A 24,588-nucleotide genomic window follows, 5' to 3' on the forward strand; every position below is an offset into this window, starting at 1 on the left:
CCCTCATCTTCCCTGCGTCTTTGCGCCTTTGCGCCTTTGCGTTGAATTCTCTCTCTCTCCCCCTGCAACGCTCGAAGCGCCCCGCCGCGTAGCAAGCCGCCCATCCGCCGCGTCGGAATCATGCCCACCCGGGGCCGCCGCGAGGAAGAAGCGCCGCCGCGCGTCCGTAGCTATCGGCAGAAGGTACTTGACATGAAGACCACGACCTACCGCGCGTTCGCCCTCGTCCTCCTCTCCTGCCTGACCCTGCCTGCCTGCGCCGCCGTGGAGCTCAACCCGGGCGCCGAGAAGGTCATCGTCACCAAGCAGCCCGCCCCGGAGGGGTGCCGGTTCCTCGGCACGCTCATCGGAGAGCAGGGCGGCTCGCTCTCCGGGAAGTTCACCAGCAACGCCAACCTGCAGAAGGGGGCGGTGAACGACATGAAGAACCAGGCCCACGATCTGGGCGGCAACTACGTGGTCCTCGAGAACACGAACGCCGGCACCACCATCTCCGGCGACCGGGACAGCATCTCCGGCGAGCAGACCGACGTCACCCACATGGGCAACGCGTACAGCTGCCCGCCCCAGCTCGTCGGCCTGTAACCTCGCCCGAGCCAGCGAGCCGGCTGCGGCGATGCCCGCAGCGCGAGACCCCCGCCGGACGCACCGGCGGGGGCCTCGCGCCGTTCCGGAAGCAACGCGGCGCGCCTGGGCTCATCCAACGTGCACGAAGCGCAGGTGGAGCGTCGCCTCGGCGGCCTCCGCCGCGCTTCGCGCCGCACGGAGGAAAGCCGGCCACAGGAGAGGGGGAGATGGAACTGTCGTTGTCCAGGCGTACGGCCGCGGAATTTCTCGGGACGTTCTGGCTCGTGCTCGGCGGCTGCGGGAGCGCCGTGCTGTCGGCCGCGGTTCCGGGGCTCGGGATCGGCTTCGCGGGCGTGGCGCTCGCGTTCGGGCTCGCCATGCTGACGATGGCGTACGCCGTCGGCCACATCTCGGGCGCTCACTTCAACCCCGCCGTCACGCTCGGGATGATGGTCGGCGGGCGCTTCCCGGCGCGAGACCTCCTGCCGTACATCCTCGCCCAGGTCGCCGGCGCCATCGTCGCCGCAGGGATCCTCTTCGTCATCGCCAGCGGCTCCGCCGGGTTCGCCGTGGGCGACGGCTTCGCCTCGAACGGCTACGGCGCGCACTCGCCCGGCGGCTACTCGCTCGTCGCGAGCCTCGTGGCCGAGATCGTGCTCTCCTTCGGCTTCGTGGTGGTGGTCCTCGGCGCCACCGATCTCCGCGCCCCGATCGGGTTCGCGCCCCTCGCCATCGGCTTCGCGCTCACGCTCGTTCACCTGATCGGCATCCCGGTCACGAACGTCTCGGTGAACCCGGCGCGCTCGACCGGTCCCGCCCTGTTCGTCGGCGGGGGGGCGCTGTCGCAGCTCTGGCTCTTCTGGCTCGCCCCGCTGGCCGGCGGCGCGCTCGCCGGGGCGCTCTATCCGGTGCTCGTCGGCGCGAGGCCGGCCCGCGCCGCCGTCGCGCCGCGCTCGACGGTCTGAGCAGGGGGCTCCGGGCGCGCGCGCCGGGCCGGCGGGCCGAACCGGTCCCACCCGAGCTTGGCCGTGAGCACGAGCCCGAGCGCCACAACGAACCACCGCACCTTGCTCGGCGCGATGCGCCGGGCGACCACGGCGCCGGCGAGCGAGCCGACCACCGCCGCCGCCATCATGATCGGCGTGGCGACCGGATCGACCGCGCCCGCGAACAGGAACGCGAGCGCGGCCACCCCGTTGATCAGGCTCGCGAGCACGGTCTTGATCGCGTTCAGCCGGTGGATGTCCACGTTGCCGCCGAACGACGAGAGCAGCGCCAGCATCATGATGCCGATGCCCGCGCCGAAGTAGCCGCCGTAGACGCTCACGAGGAACTGGAGCAGGAACACGAGCCACGGCCGCGAGGGCAGGGTGAACTCCTCCGCCGCGCCGTCCTTCTCCGAGGGCTTCGCCGGCGCCGAGGGCCTCGCCGGACGCAGGTTCTGCCAGAGCAGGAGCAGCGTCGCGACGAGCACGAGCCCGGGCACCGCGGCGTCGAACACGCGCTGCGGCGTCACGAGCAGGAGCGCCGAGCCCACGACGCCGCCGAGGAGCGACGGCAGGAAGAGGACGCCGAGGACCCGGTAGTCCCGGGCGAGCTCGCGGCGGTACGCCCACGCCGACGCGAGCGACGCGGGCGTGAGCGCCACGGCGTTCGTCGCGTTCGCGGGTAGCGGCGAGAGCCCCGCCGCGATCGCCGCGGGGAACGACACGAGCGTGCCGCCCCCGGCCACCGCGTTGATGACGCCGGCCACGGCGGCGCCGCCGGCGAGGAGTGCGGCTCGCGTCAGATCCACGGCGCGACATGGCCCGAGCCCGGCCCCGCTGTCAACCGCGGCCCGGAGCCCCTAGCATCGCGTAGCCGCCGATCTCGGCGGCCGCTCCTCCCCGGAAAGCCGAGCGCCATGCCGCGACCCTTCACGCTCTTTCCCGCCGCGTTGCTCTCTGCGCTGGCGCAGTCCGCGATGCCCGCGAGCGCCGCCGCCGGCGAGGCGCAGCCGGAGCGCGCGCTCGTCTGGGTGGCCGACGACGGCACGCGCGTCCGGCGCGAGGACGTCGGCCTGCCGCTCTCGCGCGGCGAAGGCAACGCGCTCTTCCGGCCCGGCGAGCCGCTCCGGCTCGGCGCGCTCCGCGCGGAGGTCGTCGCCTTCCAGGTGATCGTCGAGGCGGGCGCCGAGCCCGTGCGCGGCGTCACGGTGGAGCTCTCCGGGCTCGCCCCCGCGGCCGGCGTGGGCGCGCCGCCCGAGGCGCCGGCGGCGGCGCAGCAGCAGGCCCCGGGCGCCGCGCCCGCGGACGCGATCTCGATCGCCCGCTTCGTCGAGCACTACGTCGAGATCCGGCAGCGCTCGCGCAACGACCAGCGGCCCCTGGAGTCGCTCGGGTGGAGCCCGGCGGCGCGGCCGCCGGACGACAGGCACCTCGGGTTCCTCCCCGACGCGCTGATCCCGGTCGAGCTCGCGCCGCCCTGGGCGCCGTACCCGCTCGAGGTGGGCGCCCGCGAGACCCGGGCGATCTGGGTCGACCTCCACGTCCCGGAGGGCGCCGCCCCCGGCCTTCACCAGGGCAAGGTGGTGGTCCGCTCGACCTCGCACGGCGAGCTCGCGTCGCTCGATCTGAGGCTCGACGTCGCGCCGGCGACGCTGCCGTACGGCCCGGTCGACTTCATCGCCTTCTACGAGATCGACCGCGTCGCCGAGCGGATCGGCGACGGACCCGCCGTCGAGCAGCAGCTCTGGCAGCTGCTCCACGAGCACCACGTCGACGGCTTCGCCTCGGTCCGGAGCCCCGCCGAGGTCGAGCGGCTGCGGCCGGCCATCGACGGCTCGCTCTACACGAAGGAGCGCGGCTACCGCGGGCCGGGCCAGGGCGTCCCGCCCGCCGCGGTGGCGCTCGGCGCGTACGGCGGCTTCGGCGACCCGAAGGAGGAGACGCTCCGCCGCGTCGAGGCCGTCGCCGACAGCCTCCCGCCGGCGGTGGACGACGTGATGCTCTACGCGGTCGACGAGCAGTGCGAGAGCCCCCGCGGGCCCGGGTGGCGCCGGCTCGTCCGCGGCTCGCGCCTGTCGTCGCGCATCCTCGTGGGGCACTCGTGCGGCGAGGTGCACCCGCTGCAGCAGGACGTCGACCTCGTGCTCACGCCGGCCAACCGCTTCGACTCCGCGTGGGCGCGGGCCGCGCGCGAGGCCGGCAAGCGGCTCTGGGTGTACAACGGCGCGCTGCCGCGGACCGGCACCTTCATGATCGACGCGCCGCTCACCGGGCTCATGGCCGACGGCTGGATCGCGGCGACCCACGAGGTGGGCCGCTGGTTCCTCTGGGAGACGGCGTTCTGGCACGACGGCAACCGCGGCGGGAAGGGGCCCGTCGACCCGTTCACGGTCGCCGAGAACTTCCACAACCGGGACGGCGACGCCTGCCTCGGCGACGGCATGCTGCTCTACCCCGGGACGCAGCGCGGGCGGTTCGCCTCCCGCTCCGTCGGCTTCGCCGGCGTGCTCCCCTCGATGCGCCTGAAGAGCCTGCGCCGCGGCATCCAGGACGCCGGCTACATCGCGCTGGCCAGGTCGGCGTCGCCCGGCGCCGCGGACGCGATCGTGAAGGCGGTGATCCCGGCCGCGCTCGACGAGGTGCTCGACACCTCGCCCGCCGCGTGGAGCAGCGAGGGCGCCGCGTTCTTCGAGGGCAGGGCCGCGCTGCGCGCCCTGATCCCGGCGGGCGCCTCGCTCGACGCCGCCGGCGTCCGCCGCGCGCTCTCCGAGGCGGCGGCCGCGCGGCGCGCGCTCGTCCCGCTCGCGCGGCCCAAGGGCGCGGGCGACGAGCCGCCGGCGGAGGGCCCGGGGCAGGCCGCGCCGGGGCCGCTGCGCCGCTGGGGCGCGACGGGGCTGCTCCTCGCGGTCGTCGGCCTCGGCGCCGCGGCGCTCGCGCTGGCCGTCGCGCTCCACCGGCGGCGGCGGCGGCCGGGGCGCGGGGCCGACCGGCGCTGACCGACGGGCCGCGCGCCGGCCGCGACGCCGCCCGCCCCGCGACGCGGCCGCCTCCGCGCCGCCTGCTACGCTCGCGCCCCCCCATGCAGAGCCCAGACGACGACCGGCGCCCCGGCCGAGCGCACCTCCGGCGCCTCCTCCGCCTCGCCCGCCCCGAGCTCGGCAAGCTCGCGCTCGGCACCCTCTTCCTGGGCGTGGGCAGCGGCATCAGCCTCCTGCTCCCCCAGGCGATCCGCAAGATCGTCGACGACGCGCTCGGCCCTGGCAGCGGCGTCGAGGCGATCGACGACGCCGCGCTCTGGCTCGCGCTCCTCATCGTGGTCCAGGCCGCCGCCGTCGCGCTGCGGTACGTCCTCTTCTCGACCGCGGGCGAGCGCGTCGTGGCCCGGCTCCGGGCGCAGCTCTTCGAGCACCTCCTCCGGCAGGAGGTGGCGTTCTTCGACGACCACAGGACCGGCGAGCTGACGAACCGCCTCGCGTCGGACGCCACGGTCCTCCAGAGCGCCGTCAGCGTGAACGTGTCGATGGCGCTGCGCTACGCCGCGTCCGTGATCGGCGGCGTCGCGTTCCTCTTCTACACCTCCCCGCGGCTCACCCTCCTGATGCTCGCCGTGGTCCCCGTCGTGGCGCTCGGCTCGGTGGCGTACGGCCGCCGCGTCCGCCGGCTCTCCCGCAGCGTGCAGGACGCGCTCGCGCGCGCCAGCGAGGTCGCCGAGGAGGCGCTCTCGGGCATCCGCACCGTCCGGGCCTTCGCCGCCGAGCAGCACGAGGCGGCGCGCTATTCCGGCCGGGTCGCCGAGTCGTTCGACCTCGCCAGGAAGCGCATCCGCGCCTCGGGGAGCTTCATGGGCGTGGTGACGTTCGCCGGCTACAGCGCCGCCGCGCTCGTCCTCTGGTACGGCGGCCACCTCGTCGTCGAGGGCCGCATGACGCTCGGCGGGCTCACCTCGTTCCTCGTCTACACGATCGTCGTCGCCTTCGCCCTCGGCGGCCTCAGCGACCTCTGGGCCGACTTCATGAAGGCCACCGGCGCCGCCGAGCGCATCTTCGACCTCCTCGACCGCGAGCCGGCCATGGCGGACGCGGGCGGCGCCCAGCCGAGCGCCGTCGAGGGGCGCCTCGAGCTCCAGCGCGTGCGGTTCAGCTACCCGACCCGCAAGGACGTGCCGGTGCTCAAGGGCATCGACATCGCCGTTCGCCCCGGCGAGGTCATCGCCCTGGTCGGGCCGTCCGGGGCGGGCAAATCCACGATCGCCTCGCTGCTCCTGCGGCTCTACGACCCCGACGAGGGCCGCATTCTCCTCGACGGGCGCGATCTGCGCGAGCTCTCGCCGACCTGGCTCCGCCGGCAGGTCGGGATCGTCGCGCAGGAGCCGCTCCTCTTCGCCGCGAGCGTGGCCGACAACATCCGTTACGGGCGGGAGGGCGCCTCGGACGCGGAGATCGAGGCGGCGGCGCGCGCGGCGAACGCGCACGGGTTCATCCAGCGGTTCCCGTCGGGGTACCGCACGCTCGTCGGCGAGCGCGGGGTGCAGCTGTCCGGCGGGCAGAAGCAGCGCGTGGCGATCGCGCGCGCGATGCTCAAGGACCCCCGGCTGCTCGTGCTCGACGAGGCGACGAGCGCGCTCGACGCCGAGAGCGAGCACCTCGTGAAGGGGGCGCTCGACGCGCTGATGAAGGGGCGGACGACGTTGATCATCGCTCACCGCCTCTCGACGGTGATGGGCGCCGACCGCGTGCTGGTGATGGATGGGGGTACGATCGTGCAGAGCGGGGCGCACGCGGCGCTCATCGCCGAGGACGGCCTCTATCGCCGGCTGGTCGAGCGGCAGTTCGTGAGCGCGCAGCTCACGACGACTGCTGTATGATGAGCTGCTGCGTCGCCTTGCGCTCGCCCACGATGGAGACGGCCGTCTCCGAGGCGAGCGCCGTCGCGCCCTGCGACGTGCGGCGGAGCGTGCCGAGCAGCGCATACCAGCCCTGCTGGCCGCTGGTGAGGGCGCGCGCGCTGATCCCGTCCGTCCGGACGAGCGCCTTGCGCGCGACCCGGAGCACGCTGCGCTGGATGCCCTCGACCAGGTCGAGCGTGGCGCCGAGCCGCTCCTGCGTCTCGACGCGCACGTCGTCGAGGAAGCCGAACCCCGCGCGCACGACCTCATCGGCCACGCCGAGGCTGCCGTCCACCCACGTATAGATCAGCCCCTCTCGCGGATTGCTGAGCTGCGCGCGATCGGAAACGTTGCTGCCGGCCGCGATCTGGCCGGAGATGCTCTCGTCCATCTCGAACCCCCTTTCCTCAACGGTGGTTGGCAGGCGATTCGCCTGCTGCGAGCCCACTATCAACAACCGAGTTCTCGGATGGGTTATCACAGGGCAACAAAGGTGTGAACTCTTTCTTTTATCGTCGCCTCCCTTTCGGATGCGGGCGCGCGGAGGCGCCTGGAAGAGGCTGTCGCGAGCGTTCTGCTGAATCCGTGATAGTTCAACGAAAACACGTGAACAACGGCCAGCGTGTCGGTGACGTAAGCTAGCGGCCGAAGGAAGATCCTTAGTCCTTGGCAGGCGCGCCCTGGCTAGCTAGCGTCTCGCGGTGCCCACGCGGCCCACGAATACCGGGCGATTCATGAGGGGAACCACCTTGTCAACGCTTCTTGCAGCCTCCTGCGCCGCCGGCGCGCCGCACGGCGAGGCGCCCCCGACGGCGCCAGCCCCTGAGCTCCTGGCCTTCGAGATCCAGGAAGGCCGGATTCATAACCACTTCTTCCGTCGTGGTCATATCGCCGCTCATGTCCTGACGACCTCGGGCGTGTCGCCGCGGCTCATCGTCGCTTTTCCGGCGGGCAACATGGGAATCGCCGTGTGGTTCGACGCGCTGGCGGCGCCGGTCGAGCTCTCGGTCGAGGGGGGCCTCTCGGGCGTCGAGCGGTCCGGCGGCATGCGCGGCGTCTCGGCGCTGCTCGCCAGCGCGGCCCCGGCGCTGCGCGTCCATCGGCTGATCCTCGGGAGCATCCGCACGGTGCGCGACGTGGGCCGCGACGCCGCGTTCCCGGCCTGGCTGCGCAGCGACGTCGAGGCGCGCGGCGCGTCGATCGCCGCGCGGCGCACCACGCTGGACGGCGAGCACCACCTCGAGCTGCTCGTCGAGCCGGAGGGCGGCACGACGGCCACGCTGGGGCCGGACGGGCGGATCGAGCTCACGGCGGGCCCGAGCGGCCTCCGGGTCCGGGTGACGGCGCTCTCGGACGAGCCGCCGCTCACGCCGGTGCCGCTCGACGAGCTCGTCACCGCGCGCGCCGCCGACGACCTGCGCGACCGGCAGGCGCTCGCCTTCCTCGCGTACCGGGAGAAGCTCTTGGCCGGGTCCTGGCGCTTCCTCACGTACTTTGGCCGGGACACGTTGCTCGCGGTGCGGATGCTCCTGCCGGTCCTCGAGCCGGCCGTGATCGAGGCGGGCATCGGCTCGGTCCTCGATCGGCTGAGCCCGTCCGGGGAGGTCGCGCACGAGGAGGCGATCGGCGAGTACGCGGCGCTCCTGCACCTCGCCGCGGGCCGCGCCGGGGCGCTGCGCGAGCCCGTCTACGATTACAAGATGGTCGACGACGACTTCCTCCTCGCGCCGCTCGCCGCCGAGTACCTCCTCGGCAGCGCGCCGGGCCGGGAGCGCGCGGCGGCGTTCCTCTCGCGCCGGACGCCGGCGGGCGACACGTATGCGCAGGCGCTCGCGCGGAACGTGTCGCTCGTGCTCCGCCTCGCCGTCCCGTTCGCCGAGACGGGGGATCCGAGGGCGCTCGTCTCGCTCAAGGAGGGGGAGTCCGTCGGCGAGTGGCGCGACAGCGAGGAGGGCCTCGCGTTCGGCCGCATCCCGTACGACGTGAACGCCGCCCTCGTCCCGGCCGCGCTCCGCGCGTCGGCGCGGCTGCTCGCGAGCCCGCTGCTCGGCGCGGACGCGGAGGGCGCCGGCCGGGCGGAGCGGCTCGCGCGCGCGTGGAGGGACGCAGGCGTGTTCTTCCGGGTGGAGCTGCCGGAGGCGGAGGCGCGGCGCCGCGTCGCCGCCTATGCCGCGTCGCTGGGCATCGACGCGGCGCCGGCGCTCGCGTCGCTCTCGGGGCCGCTCTCGTTTCCGGCGATCGCGCTCGACCGGGAGGGCAGGCCCATTCCCATCATGCACTCCGACGACAGCTTCGTCCTCCTGTTCACCGACCCGCCGCCCGCCGCCCTCGAGGAGATCGCCGGCCGCCTGATCCGCCCCTTCCCGGCGGGCCTGCGGACGCCGGTCGGCGTCCTCGTGGCGAACCCCGCCTTCGCGCCGGATCCGGCGCTCTGGGCGCTGTTCACGAGAGCCCACTACCACGGCACGGTCACCTGGTCGTGGCAGCAGGCGATGCTGGCCGCGGGCCTCGACCGGCAGCTCGCGCGCGGCGACCTGCCGGCCCCCGCGCGCGACGCGCTGGAGCGCGCGCGACGCGCGCTGTGGGAGGTGATCCAGGCCTCGCGCGAGGCGAGCACCCGGGAGCTCTGGAGCTGGGCTGTGGAGGGCGGCCGTTACCGGCTGGTCCCGTTCGGCGCCGAGCGGGCGCACCACGACGAGTCGAACGCGGTGCAGCTCTGGAGCACGGTGTACCTCGCGGTGCGCCCGTGATCGGCGCGAGGCGTGATTGGGGAGTGGGAGCGCTCGCCCCGAACGCTCGCGCTTACGCGAACAGCCCGGAGATCGCCGTCGTGTGGAGGTCGTTGTCCCCGATGACGAAGTTCGGGAGGCCGAACATGCCCGCGCACGCCATCCAGAAGTCGTTGGTCGACCGGAGGCCGCGGCCGCCGTTGTCCCACACGCGTCCGCCGAGGAGCTTCGTGTTGGCGCCGCCGAAGAGCAGCCAGGCCATCTTGTCCCAGTTGTGATGTCGGGTCCCGACCTCGGTCACGTAAGGGACGAGGGTGTTGTCGAGCAGCGATCCGCCGTTCACGTCCTTTGCGGCCGCGAGCTCCTGCAGGAACCCCACCATCTTGTTGGCATAGAACTCCTCCACGCGCGTGAGGAACTCGAGCGTATCCTTCGTGTCGGGATCGTGGCTCGTCGTGTGGTGGACCTTGAAGATCTTCGAATCCGGCGGCCACAGGTCGCCGAAGCTCACGTGGTTCGTCCCCGGGGACCACTGGAAGGTCACCACGCGCGTCAGGTCGCACCGGAAGGCCGCCTTGACCACGGCGAAGTGCAGGGCGCCGATGCGCGCGTGCTTCTCGTCGTCGCGCTCTCTCACGACGTGCGACGAGTTGTAAGGGTCGATGTACTCGCTGACGCTGATGATCTCCGGCGGCTGCTCCATGCCGCAGAACGCGGGGTTGGTCGGGTCGGCGTCGAACTCCTTCTCCACCTCGCGGATCGCCTCCAGGTGCGCGTCCAGGAGCTCGCGCTGCGCGCTCGGCGCGAGCTCGTGGAGCCGGCCGAGATCCCTCGTCGCGAAGTCGAGCACGCTCTTCTTCTGCCGGCGCGCCCTGGCGAGCGCTTCGAGGTTGTCGTTCGTCGTCCCGCCGGGCATCAGCGTGCCGAACACCCGCTGGTAGGCATCGAACGGCTGGTAGTACGGCGTCATCGGGGCCCGCGGGCCGGAGTACGACATGTGGCGCGTCGACACCTCCGGCGTGTCCGCGCGCTTGTCGCACGAGAGCTGGAGCGACGCGATCGCCGTCCCCTGCAGATCGGCCGACTGCTTCTGGATCAGCTGGTCGACGCTCGCCCCCTCGGACATCGGGTCGTCGCCGCCGTTGCCGGGGTAGAGCTGCTTGGTCCGCATGCCGGTCGCCATCAGGACGGTCCCGCGCTCGTGGCCGCCGCCGACCGACCCCTCGGACGGCAGCTTCAGGTCGCGAAACACCACCATCTTGTCCTTCACCGGCTCGAACGGCTTCAGGATGCGGGACAGCGTGAAGTTGGTCCCGTTCCCTTGCGGCCACCAGTTCTCGTAGACGGTGCCCACGGGCCGCTGGACGATGAGGAACCGCTTCGGGCTCGGCGCGCCCTCCGCGGTCCGCTCGAGGCCGCGGAGGATCGCGAACATCCCCGCGGCGGCGCCGACGCCCTGGAGGAAGCGACGGCGGGACGAGACATAGGGCAGGTTGCGGTTCATGGTCACTCCTCCTCCGTGCGCTCGGCGAGCGCGCGCGACGTCGCGACGGCCTTCACGATGGCCGGCAGGGTGCGCTCGCCCACCGGCAGCGCGTTGATCACGCTCTCGACCTGGCAGTCGTCCGGCCTGAGCTCTTCATCGTCGGTGCTGTAGGTGACGAGGTGCCGCGTCAGGCACGCGGCGAACTCCTCCCGTTGCGCCATCACGCCGATGAACTCGACCGCGTTCGGGTAGCTCTCGTACAGCCCGAGGAGCCCGTTCATCTCGATGTTCGAGTCGATGGGCTCTCCATCGAGCTTGTCTCGATAGCGGCCCAGCGGATCGTAGTTCTCGAGCATCAGGCCGAACGGGTCGATCCCCCGGTGGCACACGCCGCAGGTGCTGTTCATCGCGCGCGCCTCGGCGCGCTCGCGCTCGGTCATGTCGGCCTTGAGCAGGTCCGCCACCGCTTGCGCGAGCTCCTCCGGCGGCGACGCGAGCTTCGGCAGGCAGAGCAGCGCGCCGCGGACGAACAGCCCCCGCGCGACCACGCTCGTGTTGTCCGTGCGCGAGAGCGTCGCGAGGACGCTCGCCTGCGTGAGCAGGCCGGCGCGCTGGCCTTCGGGCAGGGTGACCGGCGAGAACTCCTCCGGCGCGCCCGCGCGCTCCACGCCGTACACCTCGGCGAGCGGCTCGTTGACGAACGTCTCCCGCGACGTGAGCAGCTCGGTCACGTCCGCGCCGCGCTCCCAGAGGGTCGAGTCCACGAACAGCTCGGTCTCGTGGAACATGGCCGCCTGGAGCCCGGGACCATATTCGGGGAACATCCCGGGATCCTTGATCGTGCCGAACAGGTTGCTGAGCCCCCAAGCCGCGAGCAGCGTGGTGCTCAGGCTGCGCCGCGTCTCCGGCAGCGCGAGCAGCCGCTCCGTCTGCCGTGCGATCTCCTTCGGGTCGCGGAGGGCCCCGGAGTCGGCGGCGGCCATCAGCTCCGCGTCCGGCTGGCTGTCCGTGAGGAAGAACGAGAGCTCGCTGGCGAGCTCGTGCGGCGACAGCCTCACGACGCCGTCGCTGCCCTTCTCGCCGAGCTCCGTCCGGTAGGAGAAGGAGGGCGACGCGAGGATGGCCTCGACGGCGAGCTCCACGCCGCGCTCGTAGCTCTCTTCCTTCCCGAGCGCGAACACCTCCATCAGGTCCGCGAGCTCTGCCTCGCCGATCGGCCTCCGGAACGCCTGCGCCGCGAACCGGGTCAGGAAGTCGCGCGCGCACGCGTCGTCCCCGTTCTGCGCGCAGCCCGTCACCTCCTGGAAGCGCCCCTTGAGGGTCTCCGCGGCGTAAGCGGCGCTGTCGAGCCGCCCGCGCACCAGCGATGTGCCGGCGACCAGCCCCTTCTTCATGAACGGCTTGGTCTTGTCGTCGGGCGCCAGATCGGCCCGCACCGCGGTTTCCCCGAGCACGGTGCGCACGGAGTTCGTGAACTGAAGATCGGTGAGCAGCACGACGCGGCGCCCGAGCCGCGGCGCGCACTGCGCCTCCGCGTCCGGGCGCCCGTCGTCGGGTCGCCCGCCGCTGCCGCCTGGTTGTTGTTCGTCGGGGTTGCTCCCGAGGGTGCCCGTGCACGCCGCCGCCACGAGGGCCGAGGCGCACGCGGCGAGCCACGCCGAGCGGCGCCGCGCGGCGCTCCGAGGCGAGCGCTCCCGTGCGGCCTGCCCCTCCCCCGAAGCGGGGGGCGCCGCGCGCTCTGTCCGATCCCAAACCCGAGGTCGATGCATGAACAAGCCTCCCAATCTATCCCGCGGCGCGAGCGCCCGTTGACCCGCCCGTCGCTCGAGATCCGCCTACGACACGGGGCCAGGTGGACTGCGCCGATGCAGAAGGCAAGCCGCCTTCGACACGACGCCATCCCGAAACCCCCAACCTTCACACCCTAGGATGCGAAACGGCGCAACGACGAACCGCCGTGTTGCGCAGCGAAGTTCCACCTCGCCGCCGGGCGAGGATCCTCCGGGGGCGAGCGCGCGGTGCTGCCGAGCGCCCTGCTCACTTCCGGAGATGCTTAGTTTCGACCACGCACGCTCATGAGTCAAACCAATTTGTCGCGATCGGGGCGTTTGGATACCATGCCAAGTTTGCGACAACACAGCAGTTTTCCTGCGTCCGCGGCGCGGAGGTACCCAGCGCGACGCGTTAGGCCGTGCCCCTGGAGCACCGATCCGCGCCGCGGCCTCGGCCCGCGCAACTACGCCTCCATGACGCGCACGCTGAATGGCAGAGCCGGGAGTGAATCCGATGCGCTCGCGGCTCCCAGGTGAGACCTCGCGTGCAGCTCGAGCTCACGCGGGCTCCGAGGAGCGTCGACCCGCGGCCCCGCGGCGTCCAGGTCCTTGTGCACGGCGCCGCCGCGCGGCGACCGCGCCCAGCGCGATCAACGCGGCGAGTGCCCCCGCGGGGGAGCTGGACCCCGAGCTGACCCGGAACGCGCATCCGGCCTCGTCGTGGCTGCCGCCATCGGCGGGGGCAGCGCCGGCGCCCCCCGTGCCGCTGCCCGCCGTTGCTCCGGTGCTGGTGGTCGATGCGCTGCTGACGCTCCCACCCTCGCCCGAGCCGCCGCTGCCCGTGGCTCCCCCTTCACCCGTGCTCGGAGCGCCCCCGGCGCCCCCGGCGCCCCCGCCGCCGGTCGGCTCCGGATCCGGGGCGTCGAGCGGCGTGAATTTCCACCAGTTGAAATTGAACAGGGGACCGTTGCCGCCGGTGAACTTCAGGTACAGATCGTGTATCCCTGTCGCGCCGTCGACCGCGCACGACGTGGTCACCCAGGTCTGGGCGCCGCCGGTACCCTGAACCATGCAGGTTCCCACCAGCGTGCCGGTCGGGCTGTCGAGGCGCAGCTCGATGCTGCCGCCGCCGGTCGCCGAGGCCACCCTCGCGTCGAAGGACACCGCGCCGGTGCCAAAATCGACGCCCTTCACCTTGATGTAGTCCCCGTTCTCGATCGACGTGACGTTCACGCCGCCCTCGCTGCACCTCTCGGTCTCGACGCCGGATTCCCAGGCGATGGTCTCAGCCTCCGTCATGACATACGGATTCAGGTTGCCGACGCCAGGCGGACCCTCCTTCGTCATCCTGATCGTCGGGATTGTACCGTCGGCGTTGAACGTGAACTGCTCGACGGCCGTCGAGCGGTGAAAGCCTCCGCCGCCCGGCAAGGCACCGTTGTGATAGAAGAAGTAGGAGTTCCCCTTGAAATCGATGACGCCCGCGTGATTGGTGAAGCTGCTGCCCTCCGTGGGCATGATGACCCCGCGGTAAGTCCACGGGCCGGTGGGGCTGCTGCTCGTGGAGTAGGCGATGTATTCAGGGATGGGGCCAGCCGCGTACACGAGGTAGTACAGCCCGTCGCGCTTGTAGAGCCATGGGCCTTCTTCGTACTTGGTCGTGTGACGACCATCATTCTCCCCGGTGCGCTGCCCGAAGCTCGCCGCCGTCATGGGCACGTGCACGACGCCTCCCTGGTAGGAGATCATGTCTTCGTTCAGCTTGACGTAGCACGAGCTCGGGTTCCCCCAGTACAGATAGGCCTGGCCGTCGTCGTCGATGAGCACCGTCGGATCGATGTCGCCGCAATCGGCCGCGACGAGCGGCTTTCCCAGGGCGTCCTTGAACGGACCGGTAGGGCTGTCCGACACGGCCACGCCGATGGTCATCCTGTTGAGCGAGCGGCTCGTCACGGGCACGTAGTAGTAGAATTTCCCGTTCCTGTGGATGACCTGGCCAGCCCATGCGTCCCCCTTCGCCCAGCTGAAATCGCTGAACTTCAGCGGCGAACCGTGGTCCGTCCAGTTCACCATGTCCTTGGAGGAGTACACCCTCCATTCGTTCATCCCGAACCAGTCCGTGGCGCTGTCTTCATCATGGCCGGTGTAGAGATACACCGTGTCATCGTGGACCATGGGAGCAGGGTCGGGGGTATAAACGGTCTGTACGATGGGGTTGTCCGCAAGGGAGACGGACGGGAATGCAGCCACGCCGCAAAGTATCGATGCCGCCGTGAGGAGCTTACGTTGGATGGGCGTCGTGTTCGTTGCCATTCTCGGATCCTTGCTGGTCTCCTGAAACTTCGTCAGGTATTGTCGATGTCGTAGGCGGCTCGGCTCATGAATCTCCGGACGGCGTGGCGGCAGCCAATCATGAGCTCGTCAGCGCTCGCGTCCGACACCGCTGCGCGGACGGCGTCGGTGCCGAGATCGCTCGGGCGACGAGGGCCTCGGGCGCGGACGACCCATCCATGGGGAAGCAGAAGGATACTTCTACGGGGTAATGTGAACGCTAACATGGCCGGAGTCAACACAGATCGACCGGCCCGCGGGTCGGCCTCCGGCCCGGGGGAGGACGAGGCTGGCGGGGCTCCTCCGGCCCGCGGCGTCGAGAGGAGCGGGCGCGAGGCGCCGCGGGACATCGAGGACATCGAGGGCGGGCAGGACCCGCAGCCCTCGATCGACCGAGCATGAGGTGGCGTTCGCGGCCCCAGCTGCGGAGAAATCCAGGTGCACTGTCGAGTGCGGCAGCATCAATGAAGCCAGCGCCCGCTCTTCTTGACGCGGCGCTCCGGAGGAGGCCGGTCAGCCTTCTCGCTTCAGTTACGAGGAAGATGCAGGGGGGTCGATCTGGATTGACATCGTCTCTGTTAGCGTTAACATGGCAACCCATTCGTATCTCTTGCTTCGCTCTGGAGGGGTGGTCATACGCGCCGAGAGCTTCGTCAGCCGATCGATCTCGGCGCAGGTTCCGCATGCTCGGTCGTCACGGGCGCGAGCCAGGTTGAGCTCGCGGACGTCGCAGTCGCGGGTCAGCAGCGCTGGGCGCGGGGTCTCCACGTCGACCCGCGCGCGCGTCGGTTCGCGCGCATCCGCTCGACGCCCTGCACATCCACCGAGCTGACCCGCGTCGACGACCGCAGGCGGATCACGACCTGAGAAACCCGTCGAGACGGTCATGAGGCGACCCGCGGTGCTGCGCCGGGCCGCTCACGACCTTGGCATGGCCATTCGAACGAGACGCGATGTCGACGAGACGACGTTTGGCATTCCCACGTTCAATACCGGCGCGCTCGCCGGACTGGTGCAAAATGAGAATTTTTCCACTCGTGGTCCCTGCAATCATGCTCCTTGTCGCCTGTGGCTCCGATGCCGACCCGCCTCCGGACGGCCAGGCTAGCTCCAGCTCGACCGGCGTCGGGGGGGCAGGCGGAGGCGCCGCGACGAGCGCCAGCACGAGCGCCTCCAGCAGCAGCGCGAGCTCCGTCGGCAGCGGGGGAGCCGGCGGCGGTGACGGCGGAGCTGGCGGCGGCGGCGGAGCCGGCGGCAGCGGCGGCGAGGACCTGCTCGCGGCGGCCGCCAGCATCGACGGCTTCCGCTGGGAGATCCCCTGCGACCAGGACCCGGGCAACCGCGACGAGTGCGCGACGTCCACGCGCGTCGACGAGAAGAAAACGTTCGGCGGCTCGCCCGACACGATCTACCAGGTGACCGTCCGGCTCAGGGGCGTGGTCGAGCCGGAGACGTATCGGGGCGGCACGCCCGACGGCATGCACTTTCGCGTGGGCGGCACGCCCGACAACGCGACGTACAACAGGTACAGCTTCTCGGTCTCCGATCCGCCCGAGGTCTACTACCTCAACGATAGCCCCACCGTGGGTCACGACGTGTTCATCATCGACCATACGAAGACCATTCCGATTCGCGGCGGAGCCACCGTGTCATTCCTGGGCGACGATCCGAATCGTGTCATGATCGCCAACTTCAAGCATCTGGTCGTGGACGGCGTGCCGCCGGCGCCCGCGCCCTTCATCGGCCAGTTCATCCAGCTCGACGTGCAATCCGTCGAGCTGGCGCAGCCTTGACTGCACGCCGCGACGCTCGCCTCCGGCCCCCGTCAGAAGCCACATCACCTCGCTGATCCGTCCATCCGTCGACGGGGCCGGCTTCACTCTACAACCTACGACATACCCGCTTAGCATAGGAGAACCTTATGAGAATGCGATTCGAACGATGGCCCCTGCTGACTGCCCTCGCGCTCGTCGCGTGCGGTCCCGTTGATGAGCTCGACGAAGCCGGCTTCGAGTTCGACGAGCTGGCCGAGAGCATCACCATCGATACCGCGGCGACCTACACGATCGTCGGCGTGCAGAGCGGAAAATGCGTCGAGGTGGCCGGAGGCAGCGCCGCTGACGGAGCGGGCTTGCAGATCGCCACCTGCAACGGCTCGGCGCGGCAACAGTTCCGCATGGAATCGGCGGGCGGCGGCTACTATCGCATCCGCAACGTGGGCAGCGACCGCTGCATGGACGTCACGGGAGCCTCTACCAGCGACGGCGCCCGCGTCCAGCAATACGCCTGCTGGACCGGGGAAAACCAGCAGTGGTCGTTCACGGACGTCACCGGCGGCGCCGTGCGCCTCACGGCGCGCCACAGCGGCAAGTCCCTGGACGTCTACGGCCGCGGCACCGCGGACGGCACCACCGTGATCCAGTGGTCGTCGAACGGCGGGACGAACCAGCAATTCCGGGTCACGCCCGTGAGCTCGGGCGGGACGGGAGGCGGCGGCGGCGGTGGCGGCGGCGGCGGCGGCGGCGGCAAGTTCGTCGGCAACATCACGACCGGCGGGCAGGTGCGATCGGATCTGGCCCGATACTGGAACCAGCTCTCCCCGGAGAACGAGGGCAAGTGGGGCTCCGTCGAGGGCCAGCGGAACGTCATGAACTGGTCCGGCATGGACCGGGTCCGCGATTACGCGCGCCTGAACGGCATTCCGTACAAGGGCCACACCCTGATCTGGGGTGCCCAACAGCCGAGCTGGCTCGCCGGTCTGTCGCAGAGCGAGCAGCGCGCGGAGGTGGAGGAGTGGATCCGAGCGTTCTGCCAGCGCTACCCGGACGTCGCCATCATCGACGTCGTGAACGAGCCGCCCCCGCACACCACGCCGGTGTACATGAACGCCCTCGGCGGCGCGGGAGCGAGCGGGTACGACTGGATCGTGCAGGCGTTCAAGTGGGCGCGGCAGTACTGCCCGAACGCCAAGTTGCTGCTCAACGACTACAACAACATCGAGTACAGCGGCGACAATCAGAACACCATCAACATCGTCAATCGGATCCGGGCGGCAGGGGCGCCCATCGACGGCATCGGAGCTCAGGCCCACGCCGCGTTCTCGATGCCGACCAGCACCGTGAAGACCTTCCTCGACCGGCTCGCCGGCACCGGTCTACCGGTCTACATCACCGAGTACGACATCGACCTGGCGAACGACGCGCAGCAGCTCAGCGTGATGCAGAGCCAGTTCCCCATGTTCTACAACCATCCGAGCGTGAAGGGCATCACGCTGTGGGGCTACGTCAGCGGCCAGACGTGGCTCTCCAACTCGGGGCTCATGAGCAGCGGCGGCCAGATGCGGCCCGCCATGTCCTGGCTGATGGGCTACCTGGGGCGCTGACGTCGATCGCGCGGGCGCGCGCGTCACGGAGAGCGCGCGCCCGGAGATCGCTGCGCGGGCTCGTCGGCGTGGTCGCAGGTCCGACGGAGCCTGCCCGTGGGCCTGCGCCCGCGCGGCCGATCCCGGGCGCCTCATGTGTCTCGCTTACCGCGTCCTATCCCTTGAGCACGGGAGACGATGATGAGAATCGGACTTCAACGATGCTTGCTGTCCACGATGTTCGCCGCCGCGACGGCGTGCGGTCCAGCCGAGCAGCTCGACGAAGCCGGCGTCGAGCTCGACGAGCTGGCCGAGGGCATCACCATCGACACCGCGGCGACGTACACGATCGTCGGCGTGCAGAGCGGAAAATGCGTCGAGGTGGCCGGCGGCAGCGCCGCTGACGGGGCGGGCTTGCAGATCGCCAGCTGCAACGGCTCGGCGCGGCAGCAGTTCCGCATGGAATCGGCGGGCGGCGGCTACTATCGCATCCGCAACGTGGGCAGCGACCGCTGCGTGGACGTCGCGGGGGCCTCCACCAGCGACGGCGCCCGCGTCCAGCAATACTCCTGCTGGACCGGGGAGAACCAGCAGTGGTCGTTCACGGACGTCGCCGGCGGCGCCGTGCGCCTCACGCCGCGCCACAGCGGCAAGTCCCTGGACGTCTACAGCCGCGGCACCGCGGACGGCACCGCCGTGACCCAGTGGTCGTGGAACAGCGGGACCAACCAGCAGTTCCGAGTCGTGCCCGTGACCTCGGGCGGGGGGACGGGGGGCTCTGATGGCGGGGGTTGCGGCTTGCCCACCTCCTTCCGCTGGCAGTCGAGCGGCATCCTGGTGAGCCCGAAGTCCGACGCCACCCACAATATCGTGTCCATCAAGGACCCGACGGTCGTCTTCCACAACCAGCGTTGGAACATCTATGCCACCACGGCGAACACCGCCGGCAACTGGCAGATGACTCACCTGAGCTTCACCGACTGGCCCCAGGCCGCGTCCGCGTCGCACTACTACATGGATCGCACGCCTGGTTTCAGCGGCTATCGGTGCGCGCCGCAGATCTTCTTCTTCAGGCCGCAGAACAAGTGGTACCTCATCTATCAATCGCAGCCGCCGCAGTTCTCCACGACCGACGACCCGAGCCGCCCGGAGACGTGGAGCAGACCCCAGAACTTCTTCGCGTCCACGCCCGCTGGCATGCCGAGCCTGCCCATCGATTACTGGGTGATCTGCGACAGCGCCAACTGCTACCTCTTCTTCACCGGCGATGACGGCCGGATGTACCGCAGCCAGACCACCGTGCGCAATTTCCCGAGCGGGTTCGGGCCGGTCTCGGTCGCCCTCCAGGACTCGAATCGCTACAACCTGTTCGAGGGGAGCTCCACGTACAAGATCAAAGGCATGGACAAGTACTTGACGCTCATCGAGGCCATCGGCCCGACGGGCGCCAGGTTCTACCGCTCGTTCACCGCCGATCGCCTCGACGGCGCGTGGACCCCGCTCGCGGACACCTGGAACGCGCCGTTCGCGGGCCAGAACAACGTCACCTACGCGTCGGGCGTGGCCGACTGGAGCGACGACGTCAGCCATGGCGAGCTGCTCCGCGACGGCAACGACGAGACTGCGACGATCGACACCTGCAATCTCCAGTTCCTGTATCAGGGTCGCGATCCGAGGTCGGGCGGCGAATACTCGCAGCTCCCGTATCGCCTCGGCCTGCTGCGAGCAGTCCGCTAGAGCGACGGTCACCCGCTGCGGATACGGGCCCATCTCGACGTTTTCGGTGCTCAGCGCACAGGAGTGCGCTTCCGCGCCGAAAACGCCGAGCTGGGCCCGTCTCCTGTGCGGGTGACCGCCGCTCTGTGACGCGTGTGCCGAGACGGGCGCGCACCCAGGGCGAAGCGAGAGAGGCCGCTCTGGTCGATTGTTAACGTTAACATTGTCGGTGTCAACACCGATCGACGGACGCGCCCGCTGCCCGCGGGGCGGTGCTCGGTCGGATTTTCGGTGGGATCTCCACTTACAAGTTCGTTACACTATGGACGACGCGCTTTCGGAGCAGCGCGCGGAGGGGCGAGCATGAGCCGCGACAGGAGCGAGAGCACGCCGGGACCGAGCGGACGCGCACACGCGCACGGGAGATCCGGAGTAGACGGCGGCTCGGGAGCAGGGAGCTCGGCGGGCGGGCATTACGAGCTCGACGGGCTTCCCGCGCCGGGTGGGGTGTCCGCGCGCATCGATGGCGACATCGACCACAAGGCGGAGAGCGCGGCGCTGCGCGCGCGCGTCGAAGAGCTGGAGAAGGAGCTGGCCACGCTCCGCGGTGCGCTCGAGCGCGAGAGAGGGCTGGTCAGCGCGGCAGCGGCGTACCTCGATGCGCCGTTCGCGCGGGGCGCCACGCAGGTGCCGGCGCTGATCCACTGGCGCCTGGATGGCACGGTGACGCGCTGGAACGACGGCGCCGTGGCCCTCTTCGGTTGGAGCGAGGGCGAGGCCGTGGGCCGCCGCCTCTCCGACCTCGTGGCCGCGGATCCGGTGTCGCCCGAGGCGGCGCAGGCGTTCAACCACGACCCTGGCGAGAGCCTCTTCGCCACGACCACGAGCGCGGGCAGGACGAGAGAGGGAAACGCGATCACCTGCCGGTGGACCTACGCCGTGCTGCGCGACGAGCGAGGCGGCGCCCGAGAGATCGCGGCCATCGTGGACGGCGGCGACGATCCGCGGCGGAGAGAGCGCCTGGTGCACGAGCGTTACCAGCTCCTCCTGCAGCTCGTGGACAACTCGCCGAACGTCATGTTCATCAAGGACGCGGAGGGGCGATACGTGTTCGTGAACCGCCATTATGCGCGCGCGCTCGGGCGGCACGCCATCGAGTTCCTCGGCAAGGACGAGCATGAGTTCGGCGCCACGCCGCCCGGCGTCGCCGACGCGATCGTGGCGAAGGAACGGGAGGTGCTCGCGAGCGGCCGGCCGTTGCGGTACGAAGAGGTGCTGGACTACGGCAGTCAGAATTACTACTTCTTCACGGTCAAGTTCCCGGTTCACAACGAGCGCGGCGAGCTGGTCGGCGTCGGCGGCGTCGTGAGAGAGGACACCGACCTGAGGCGCGCCCAGGCCGAGCGGGCCGCGTTGCAGGAGCAGATCATCGCCGCACAGCAGGAGGCGCTCCGGGAGCTGTCGACGCCGCTCATCCCGCTCGCCGACGGCGTCGTGGCCATGCCGCTCGTCGGAACGCTCGACAGCGCGCGCGCGGGGCAGGTCATGGAGACGCTGCTCGCCGGGATCAGCAGCCAGCGCGCCCACACCGCGCTCCTGGACATCACCGGCGTGCGCGCCGTCGACGCGCTCGTCGCCGGCGCGCTGACGCGGACCGCGCGCGCCGCCCAGATGCTCGGCACGCGCGTGGTGCTCACGGGCATCCGCCCGGAGGTGGCGAGGGCCCTGATCGAGCTCGGCGCGGACCTCTCCGGCATCGTCACGCTGAGCAGCTTGCAGAGCGGCATCGCCCACGCGCTCCGGCGCAAGGAGCGCCCGCGCGCCGCCCGTTGAGCGACCGAGCCGGCGCCGCCGGCGCTGGCCGGCCGTGCCCGGCCCTGCGGCCGCGCGCGGACGGAGCGCCCGCTCCGAGCTGCGCCGCGCTCAGCCCTGGATGCCTTGGAGCGGTGACGTGACCCGCCCCGCGTCGAGGCCGAACTCGGTCGCCTTCGAGCCCATAATCTGGGCGACCGTCAGGAGCGCCTTGCTCAGGTTGTCGCCGGGGAAGTTGTGGTGCTCGTCGCCGCGCAGCCGCCCCCCGGCTTTCCCCGCGAAGAGCACCGGCCATTCCGTCCTCGCGTGCACCTTGCCCCAGGCGGTGTCGGACGTGACGAACACGAGCGAGCTGTCGAGCAGGTTCGAGCTGCCGTGCGGCGTGTTCTTGAGCTTCGTCAAGAACTCGTTCAGGCAGCGCATCGTGTAAATCACGCCCTTGTCGACGCGAGGCTGGCTCGATTGATCGCCGGGATCCCCGTGACAGATGGTGTCGTGGAAGTCGTCGTTCATGTCCTGCGCGAGGTGCCGGTAGTAGACGTGCGCGGCGGGCAGCGAGAACATGAACGAGAGCACGCGGGTCCTCTCGCAGGCGAGCGCGAGCGCCGAGAGCTCGACCATGGCGGTGTTGACCGCCGGGGGGGCTTCGCTCTGCACGTCCTTGCCGACGGCGGGGGCCGCCGGGCTGCTGCACGCCGCCGGCGTGCCGTCGCCGGGGGCCGTGGTATCGAGGCGCCGCTCGATGGCGCGGATCGACTCGAGGTGCTGCTCCACGCGTTGCCTGTCGGCCGCCCCGAGCCGCTGCTGCAGGGTCGCGCCGTCTTCCAGGACGGAGTCGAGCACGCTCTTCCGGACCCTCGCGAGCTTCGCGGCCTGCTCCGCTCGCGGGTCGGTGGGCGCGGGCGATGTGCCCATGAACAACCGGTTGAACACGGCCTTCGGGTCGAACTCCGGGTTGTTGCGCGAGTTCGGCCCCCGGTGCGAGACCGTGTGCAGCGAGTCCTGAGGGCCTCCCGGCGTCGCGGGCGTCAATCCCACCTCGAGAGAGCGGTACGGCGCCCCCGCCGAGATGATATCCGCGACGATCTGGTCGATGGACGCGGCCCGCACGGCGTTGCCGCCGAGCGGCGCGCCGGTCGTGGCCCCCGCCGACCCCGTGGGGTGCTCGAGGCCGGACACGACGAGCTTGTTCTCGAGGCCGCTGATCACCGTGAGGTGCGACTTGACGCCCGCGAGCGGCTGGAGCTCTGGGCTGAGCTCCCAGGCCGAGCCGGAGCCCGTGCGCGCCGGCTTCCAGCGGCCGGGCAGCGTGCCGTTCCCGAAGAACCAGGTGACGTAGAGCGGCGAGACCGGGGCGTTCGACTGAGCGTACGCCGTGCCGCTCTGGTTCAGCATGATCTCCAGCAGAGGGAGCGGGATGGTGACGGCGGCGCCCGTCGCCAGCATGCCCCGGAGTACCGTTCGTCGGTTCAAAGCTTTGATCGTCATGGGGAATACCGTGCGATGAGGGGTGACGTGTTGGCGAGCGCGGACGGAGCGCCCGCTCCGAGCTGCGCCGCGCTCAGACCTGGATGCCTTGGAGCGGTGACGTGACCCGCCCCGCGTCGAGGCCGAACTCGGTCGCCTTCGAGCCCGTGATCTGGGCCACCGTCAGGAGCGCCTTGCTCAGGTTGTCGCCGGGGAAGTTGTGGTGCTCGTCGCCGCGCAGCCGCCCCCCGGCTTTCCCCGCGAAGAGCACCGGCCATTCCGTCCTCTCGTGCACCTTGCCCCAGGCGGTGTCGGACGTGACGAACACGAGCGAGCTGTCGAGCAGGTTCGAGCTGCCGTGCGGCGTGTTCTTGAGCTTCGTCAAGAACTCGTTCAGGCAGCGCATCGTGTAAATCACGCCCTTGTCGACGCGAGGCTGGCTCGATTGATCGCCGGGATCCCCGTGACAGATGGTGTCGTGGAAGTCGTCGTTCATGTCCTGCGCGAGGTGCCGGTAGTAGACGTGCGCGGCGGGCAGCGAGAACATGAACGAGAGCACGCGGGTCCTCTCGCAGGCGAGCGCGAGCGCCGAGAGCTCGACCATGGCGGTGTTGACCGCCGGGGGGGCTTCGCTCTGCATATCCTTGCCGACGGCGGGGGCCGCCGGGCTGCTGCACGCCGTCGGCGTGCCGTCGCCGGGGGCCGTGGTCTCGAGGCGCCGCTCGATGGCGCGGATCGACTCGAGGTGCTGCTCCACGCGTTGCCTGTCGGCCGCCCCGAGCCGCTGCTGCAGGCTCGCGCCGTCTTCCAGGACGGAGTCGAGCACGCTCTTCCGGACCCTCGCGAGCTTCGCGGCCTGCTCCGCTCGCGGGTCGGTGGGCGCGGGCGATGTGCCCATGAACAACCGGTTGAACACGGCCTTCGGGTCGAACTCCGGGTTGTTGCGCGAGTTCGGCCCCCGGTGCGAGACCGTGTGCAGCGAGTCCTGAGGGCCGTTCGGCGTCGCCGGCGTCACGCCCACCTCGAGAGAGCGGTACGGCGCCCCCGCCGAGATGGAGTCCGCGACGATCTGGTCGATGGAGGCGGCCCGCACGGCGTTACCGCCGAGCGGCGCGCCGGTCGTGGCCCCCGCCGACCCCGAGGGGTGCTCGAGGCCGGACACGACGAGCTTGTTCTCGAGGCCGCTGATCACCGTGAGGTGCGACTTGACGCCCGCGAGCGGCTGGAGCTCTGGGCTGAGCTCCCAGGCCGAGCCGGAGCCCGTGCGCGCCGGCTTCCAGCGGCCGGGCAGCGTGCCGTTCCCGAAGAACCAGGTGACGTAGAGCGGCGAGACCGGGGTATTCGATTGAGCGTACGCCGTGCCGCTCTGGTTCAGCATGATCTCCAGCAGGGGGAGCGGGATGGTGACGGCGGCGCCCGTCGCCAGCATGCCCCGGAGTACCGCTCGTCGATTCAGAGCTTTGGTCGTCATGGGGA

At 70.9% G+C, this 24,588-nt stretch carries 16 protein-coding genes; 9 read left to right on the forward strand and 7 right to left on the reverse strand.

All coding sequences use genetic code 11. The features are described 5' to 3' along the window. Nucleotides 1-192: 192 nt before the first annotated feature. Nucleotides 193-585 carry a DUF4156 domain-containing protein gene (locus tag WMF20_RS11265; RefSeq protein ID WP_437613122.1) on the forward strand — a complete coding sequence of 131 codons (393 nt, stop codon included), beginning with the start codon at nucleotides 193-195 and terminating at the stop codon, nucleotides 583-585. A gap of 209 nt (nucleotides 586-794) precedes the next feature. Further along, nucleotides 795-1,532 carry an aquaporin Z gene (gene aqpZ / locus WMF20_RS11270; RefSeq protein WP_437613124.1) on the forward strand — a complete coding sequence of 246 codons (738 nt, stop codon included), beginning with the start codon at nucleotides 795-797 and terminating at the stop codon, nucleotides 1,530-1,532. On the opposite strand, the gene WMF20_RS11275 is transcribed toward aqpZ, so the two are convergent. Further along, on the reverse strand, nucleotides 1,469-2,362 hold the full coding sequence (locus tag WMF20_RS11275) for a sulfite exporter TauE/SafE family protein (RefSeq protein WP_129574349.1): 894 nt from the start codon (nucleotides 2,360-2,362) through the stop codon (nucleotides 1,469-1,471). The two genes, aqpZ and WMF20_RS11275, sit on opposite strands and share 64 nt — an antisense overlap. Before the next feature lie 108 nt (nucleotides 2,363-2,470). Here WMF20_RS11275 and WMF20_RS11280 point away from each other — a divergent pair, with 108 nt between their 5' ends. Beyond that, entirely contained in the window at nucleotides 2,471-4,549 is a 2,079-nt protein-coding gene (locus tag WMF20_RS11280; RefSeq protein ID WP_437613126.1) for a hypothetical protein, read from the forward strand. A gap of 83 nt (nucleotides 4,550-4,632) precedes the next feature. Then, nucleotides 4,633-6,417, forward strand: a complete 1,785-nt coding sequence (locus tag WMF20_RS11285; protein WP_437613128.1) for an ABC transporter ATP-binding protein — start codon at nucleotides 4,633-4,635, stop codon at nucleotides 6,415-6,417. On the opposite strand, the gene WMF20_RS11290 is transcribed toward WMF20_RS11285, so the two are convergent. Then, on the reverse strand, nucleotides 6,398-6,829 hold the full coding sequence (locus tag WMF20_RS11290) for a hypothetical protein (RefSeq protein ID WP_437613130.1): 432 nt from the start codon (nucleotides 6,827-6,829) through the stop codon (nucleotides 6,398-6,400). The genes WMF20_RS11285 and WMF20_RS11290 overlap by 20 nt on opposite strands. A gap of 358 nt (nucleotides 6,830-7,187) precedes the next feature. Here WMF20_RS11290 and WMF20_RS11295 point away from each other — a divergent pair, with 358 nt between their 5' ends. Continuing rightward, the gene (locus WMF20_RS11295) at nucleotides 7,188-9,188 is read left to right on the forward strand and encodes a hypothetical protein (protein ID WP_437613136.1); all 2,001 of its coding nucleotides are present in this window, start codon (nucleotides 7,188-7,190) and stop codon (nucleotides 9,186-9,188) included. A gap of 52 nt (nucleotides 9,189-9,240) precedes the next feature. Here the strand turns inward: WMF20_RS11295 and WMF20_RS11300 are convergent, their stop codons facing one another. The 3 genes from WMF20_RS11300 to WMF20_RS11310 form a co-directional block, all read right to left on the reverse strand. Continuing rightward, entirely contained in the window at nucleotides 9,241-10,671 is a 1,431-nt protein-coding gene (locus tag WMF20_RS11300) for a DUF1552 domain-containing protein (protein WP_129574353.1), read from the reverse strand. A gap of 2 nt (nucleotides 10,672-10,673) precedes the next feature. Further along, entirely contained in the window at nucleotides 10,674-12,422 is a 1,749-nt protein-coding gene (locus WMF20_RS11305; RefSeq protein WP_437613138.1) for a DUF1592 domain-containing protein, read from the reverse strand. A gap of 561 nt (nucleotides 12,423-12,983) precedes the next feature. After that, complete coding sequence (locus tag WMF20_RS11310) at nucleotides 12,984-14,738, reverse strand: glycoside hydrolase family 43 protein (protein ID WP_437613140.1); 1,755 nt, start codon at nucleotides 14,736-14,738, stop codon at nucleotides 12,984-12,986. A gap of 1,055 nt (nucleotides 14,739-15,793) precedes the next feature. Here WMF20_RS11310 and WMF20_RS11315 point away from each other — a divergent pair. From WMF20_RS11315 to WMF20_RS11330, 4 genes are all read left to right on the forward strand, one after another. After that, entirely contained in the window at nucleotides 15,794-16,549 is a 756-nt protein-coding gene (locus tag WMF20_RS11315; RefSeq protein WP_437613142.1) for a hypothetical protein, read from the forward strand. Between the two features lie 128 nt (nucleotides 16,550-16,677). After that, complete coding sequence (locus WMF20_RS11320) at nucleotides 16,678-18,138, forward strand: endo-1,4-beta-xylanase (protein ID WP_437613144.1); 1,461 nt, start codon at nucleotides 16,678-16,680, stop codon at nucleotides 18,136-18,138. A 204-nt stretch (nucleotides 18,139-18,342) separates the two neighbouring features. Beyond that, nucleotides 18,343-19,854: a non-reducing end alpha-L-arabinofuranosidase family hydrolase gene (locus WMF20_RS11325; RefSeq protein WP_437613146.1), complete on the forward strand. Its 1,512-nt coding sequence runs from the start codon at nucleotides 18,343-18,345 to the stop codon at nucleotides 19,852-19,854. A gap of 486 nt (nucleotides 19,855-20,340) precedes the next feature. Then, nucleotides 20,341-21,666 (forward strand): PAS domain-containing protein, encoded by a 1,326-nt coding sequence (locus tag WMF20_RS11330; protein ID WP_437613148.1) that lies wholly within the window; start codon nucleotides 20,341-20,343, stop codon nucleotides 21,664-21,666. Between the two features lie 90 nt (nucleotides 21,667-21,756). Here the strand turns inward: WMF20_RS11330 and WMF20_RS11335 are convergent, their stop codons facing one another. Both WMF20_RS11335 and WMF20_RS11340 read right to left on the reverse strand, forming a co-directional pair. Continuing rightward, complete coding sequence (locus WMF20_RS11335; protein ID WP_437613150.1) at nucleotides 21,757-23,118, reverse strand: DUF1552 domain-containing protein; 1,362 nt, start codon at nucleotides 23,116-23,118, stop codon at nucleotides 21,757-21,759. Nucleotides 23,119-23,206: 88 nt separating this feature from the next. Next, the gene (locus tag WMF20_RS11340; protein WP_437613152.1) at nucleotides 23,207-24,583 is read right to left on the reverse strand and encodes a DUF1552 domain-containing protein; all 1,377 of its coding nucleotides are present in this window, start codon (nucleotides 24,581-24,583) and stop codon (nucleotides 23,207-23,209) included. Nucleotides 24,584-24,588 lie beyond the last annotated feature (5 nt).

Origin of the sequence: Sorangium sp. So ce834 (assembly GCF_051521425.1) — a bacterium.
In the GTDB taxonomy this organism is placed as follows: Bacteria; Myxococcota_A; Polyangia; order Polyangiales; family Polyangiaceae; genus Sorangium; species Sorangium cellulosum_D.

Coding starts and splice junctions, on each gene's coding strand:
- WMF20_RS11340 (WP_437613152.1), bottom strand. CDS start 24,583: ATGACGACCAAAGCTCTGAATCGACGAGCGGTACTCCGGGGCATGCTG.
- WMF20_RS11285 (WP_437613128.1), top strand. CDS start 4,633: ATGCAGAGCCCAGACGACGACCGGCGCCCCGGCCGAGCGCACCTCCGG.
- WMF20_RS11290 (WP_437613130.1), bottom strand. CDS start 6,829: ATGGACGAGAGCATCTCCGGCCAGATCGCGGCCGGCAGCAACGTTTCC.
- WMF20_RS11300 (WP_129574353.1), bottom strand. CDS start 10,671: ATGAACCGCAACCTGCCCTATGTCTCGTCCCGCCGTCGCTTCCTCCAG.
- WMF20_RS11310 (WP_437613140.1), bottom strand. CDS start 14,738: ATGGCAACGAACACGACGCCCATCCAACGTAAGCTCCTCACGGCGGCA.
- WMF20_RS11265 (WP_437613122.1), top strand. CDS start 193: ATGAAGACCACGACCTACCGCGCGTTCGCCCTCGTCCTCCTCTCCTGC.
- WMF20_RS11280 (WP_437613126.1), top strand. CDS start 2,471: ATGCCGCGACCCTTCACGCTCTTTCCCGCCGCGTTGCTCTCTGCGCTG.
- aqpZ (WP_437613124.1), top strand. CDS start 795: ATGGAACTGTCGTTGTCCAGGCGTACGGCCGCGGAATTTCTCGGGACG.
- WMF20_RS11305 (WP_437613138.1), bottom strand. CDS start 12,422: ATGCATCGACCTCGGGTTTGGGATCGGACAGAGCGCGCGGCGCCCCCC.
- WMF20_RS11320 (WP_437613144.1), top strand. CDS start 16,678: ATGAGAATGCGATTCGAACGATGGCCCCTGCTGACTGCCCTCGCGCTC.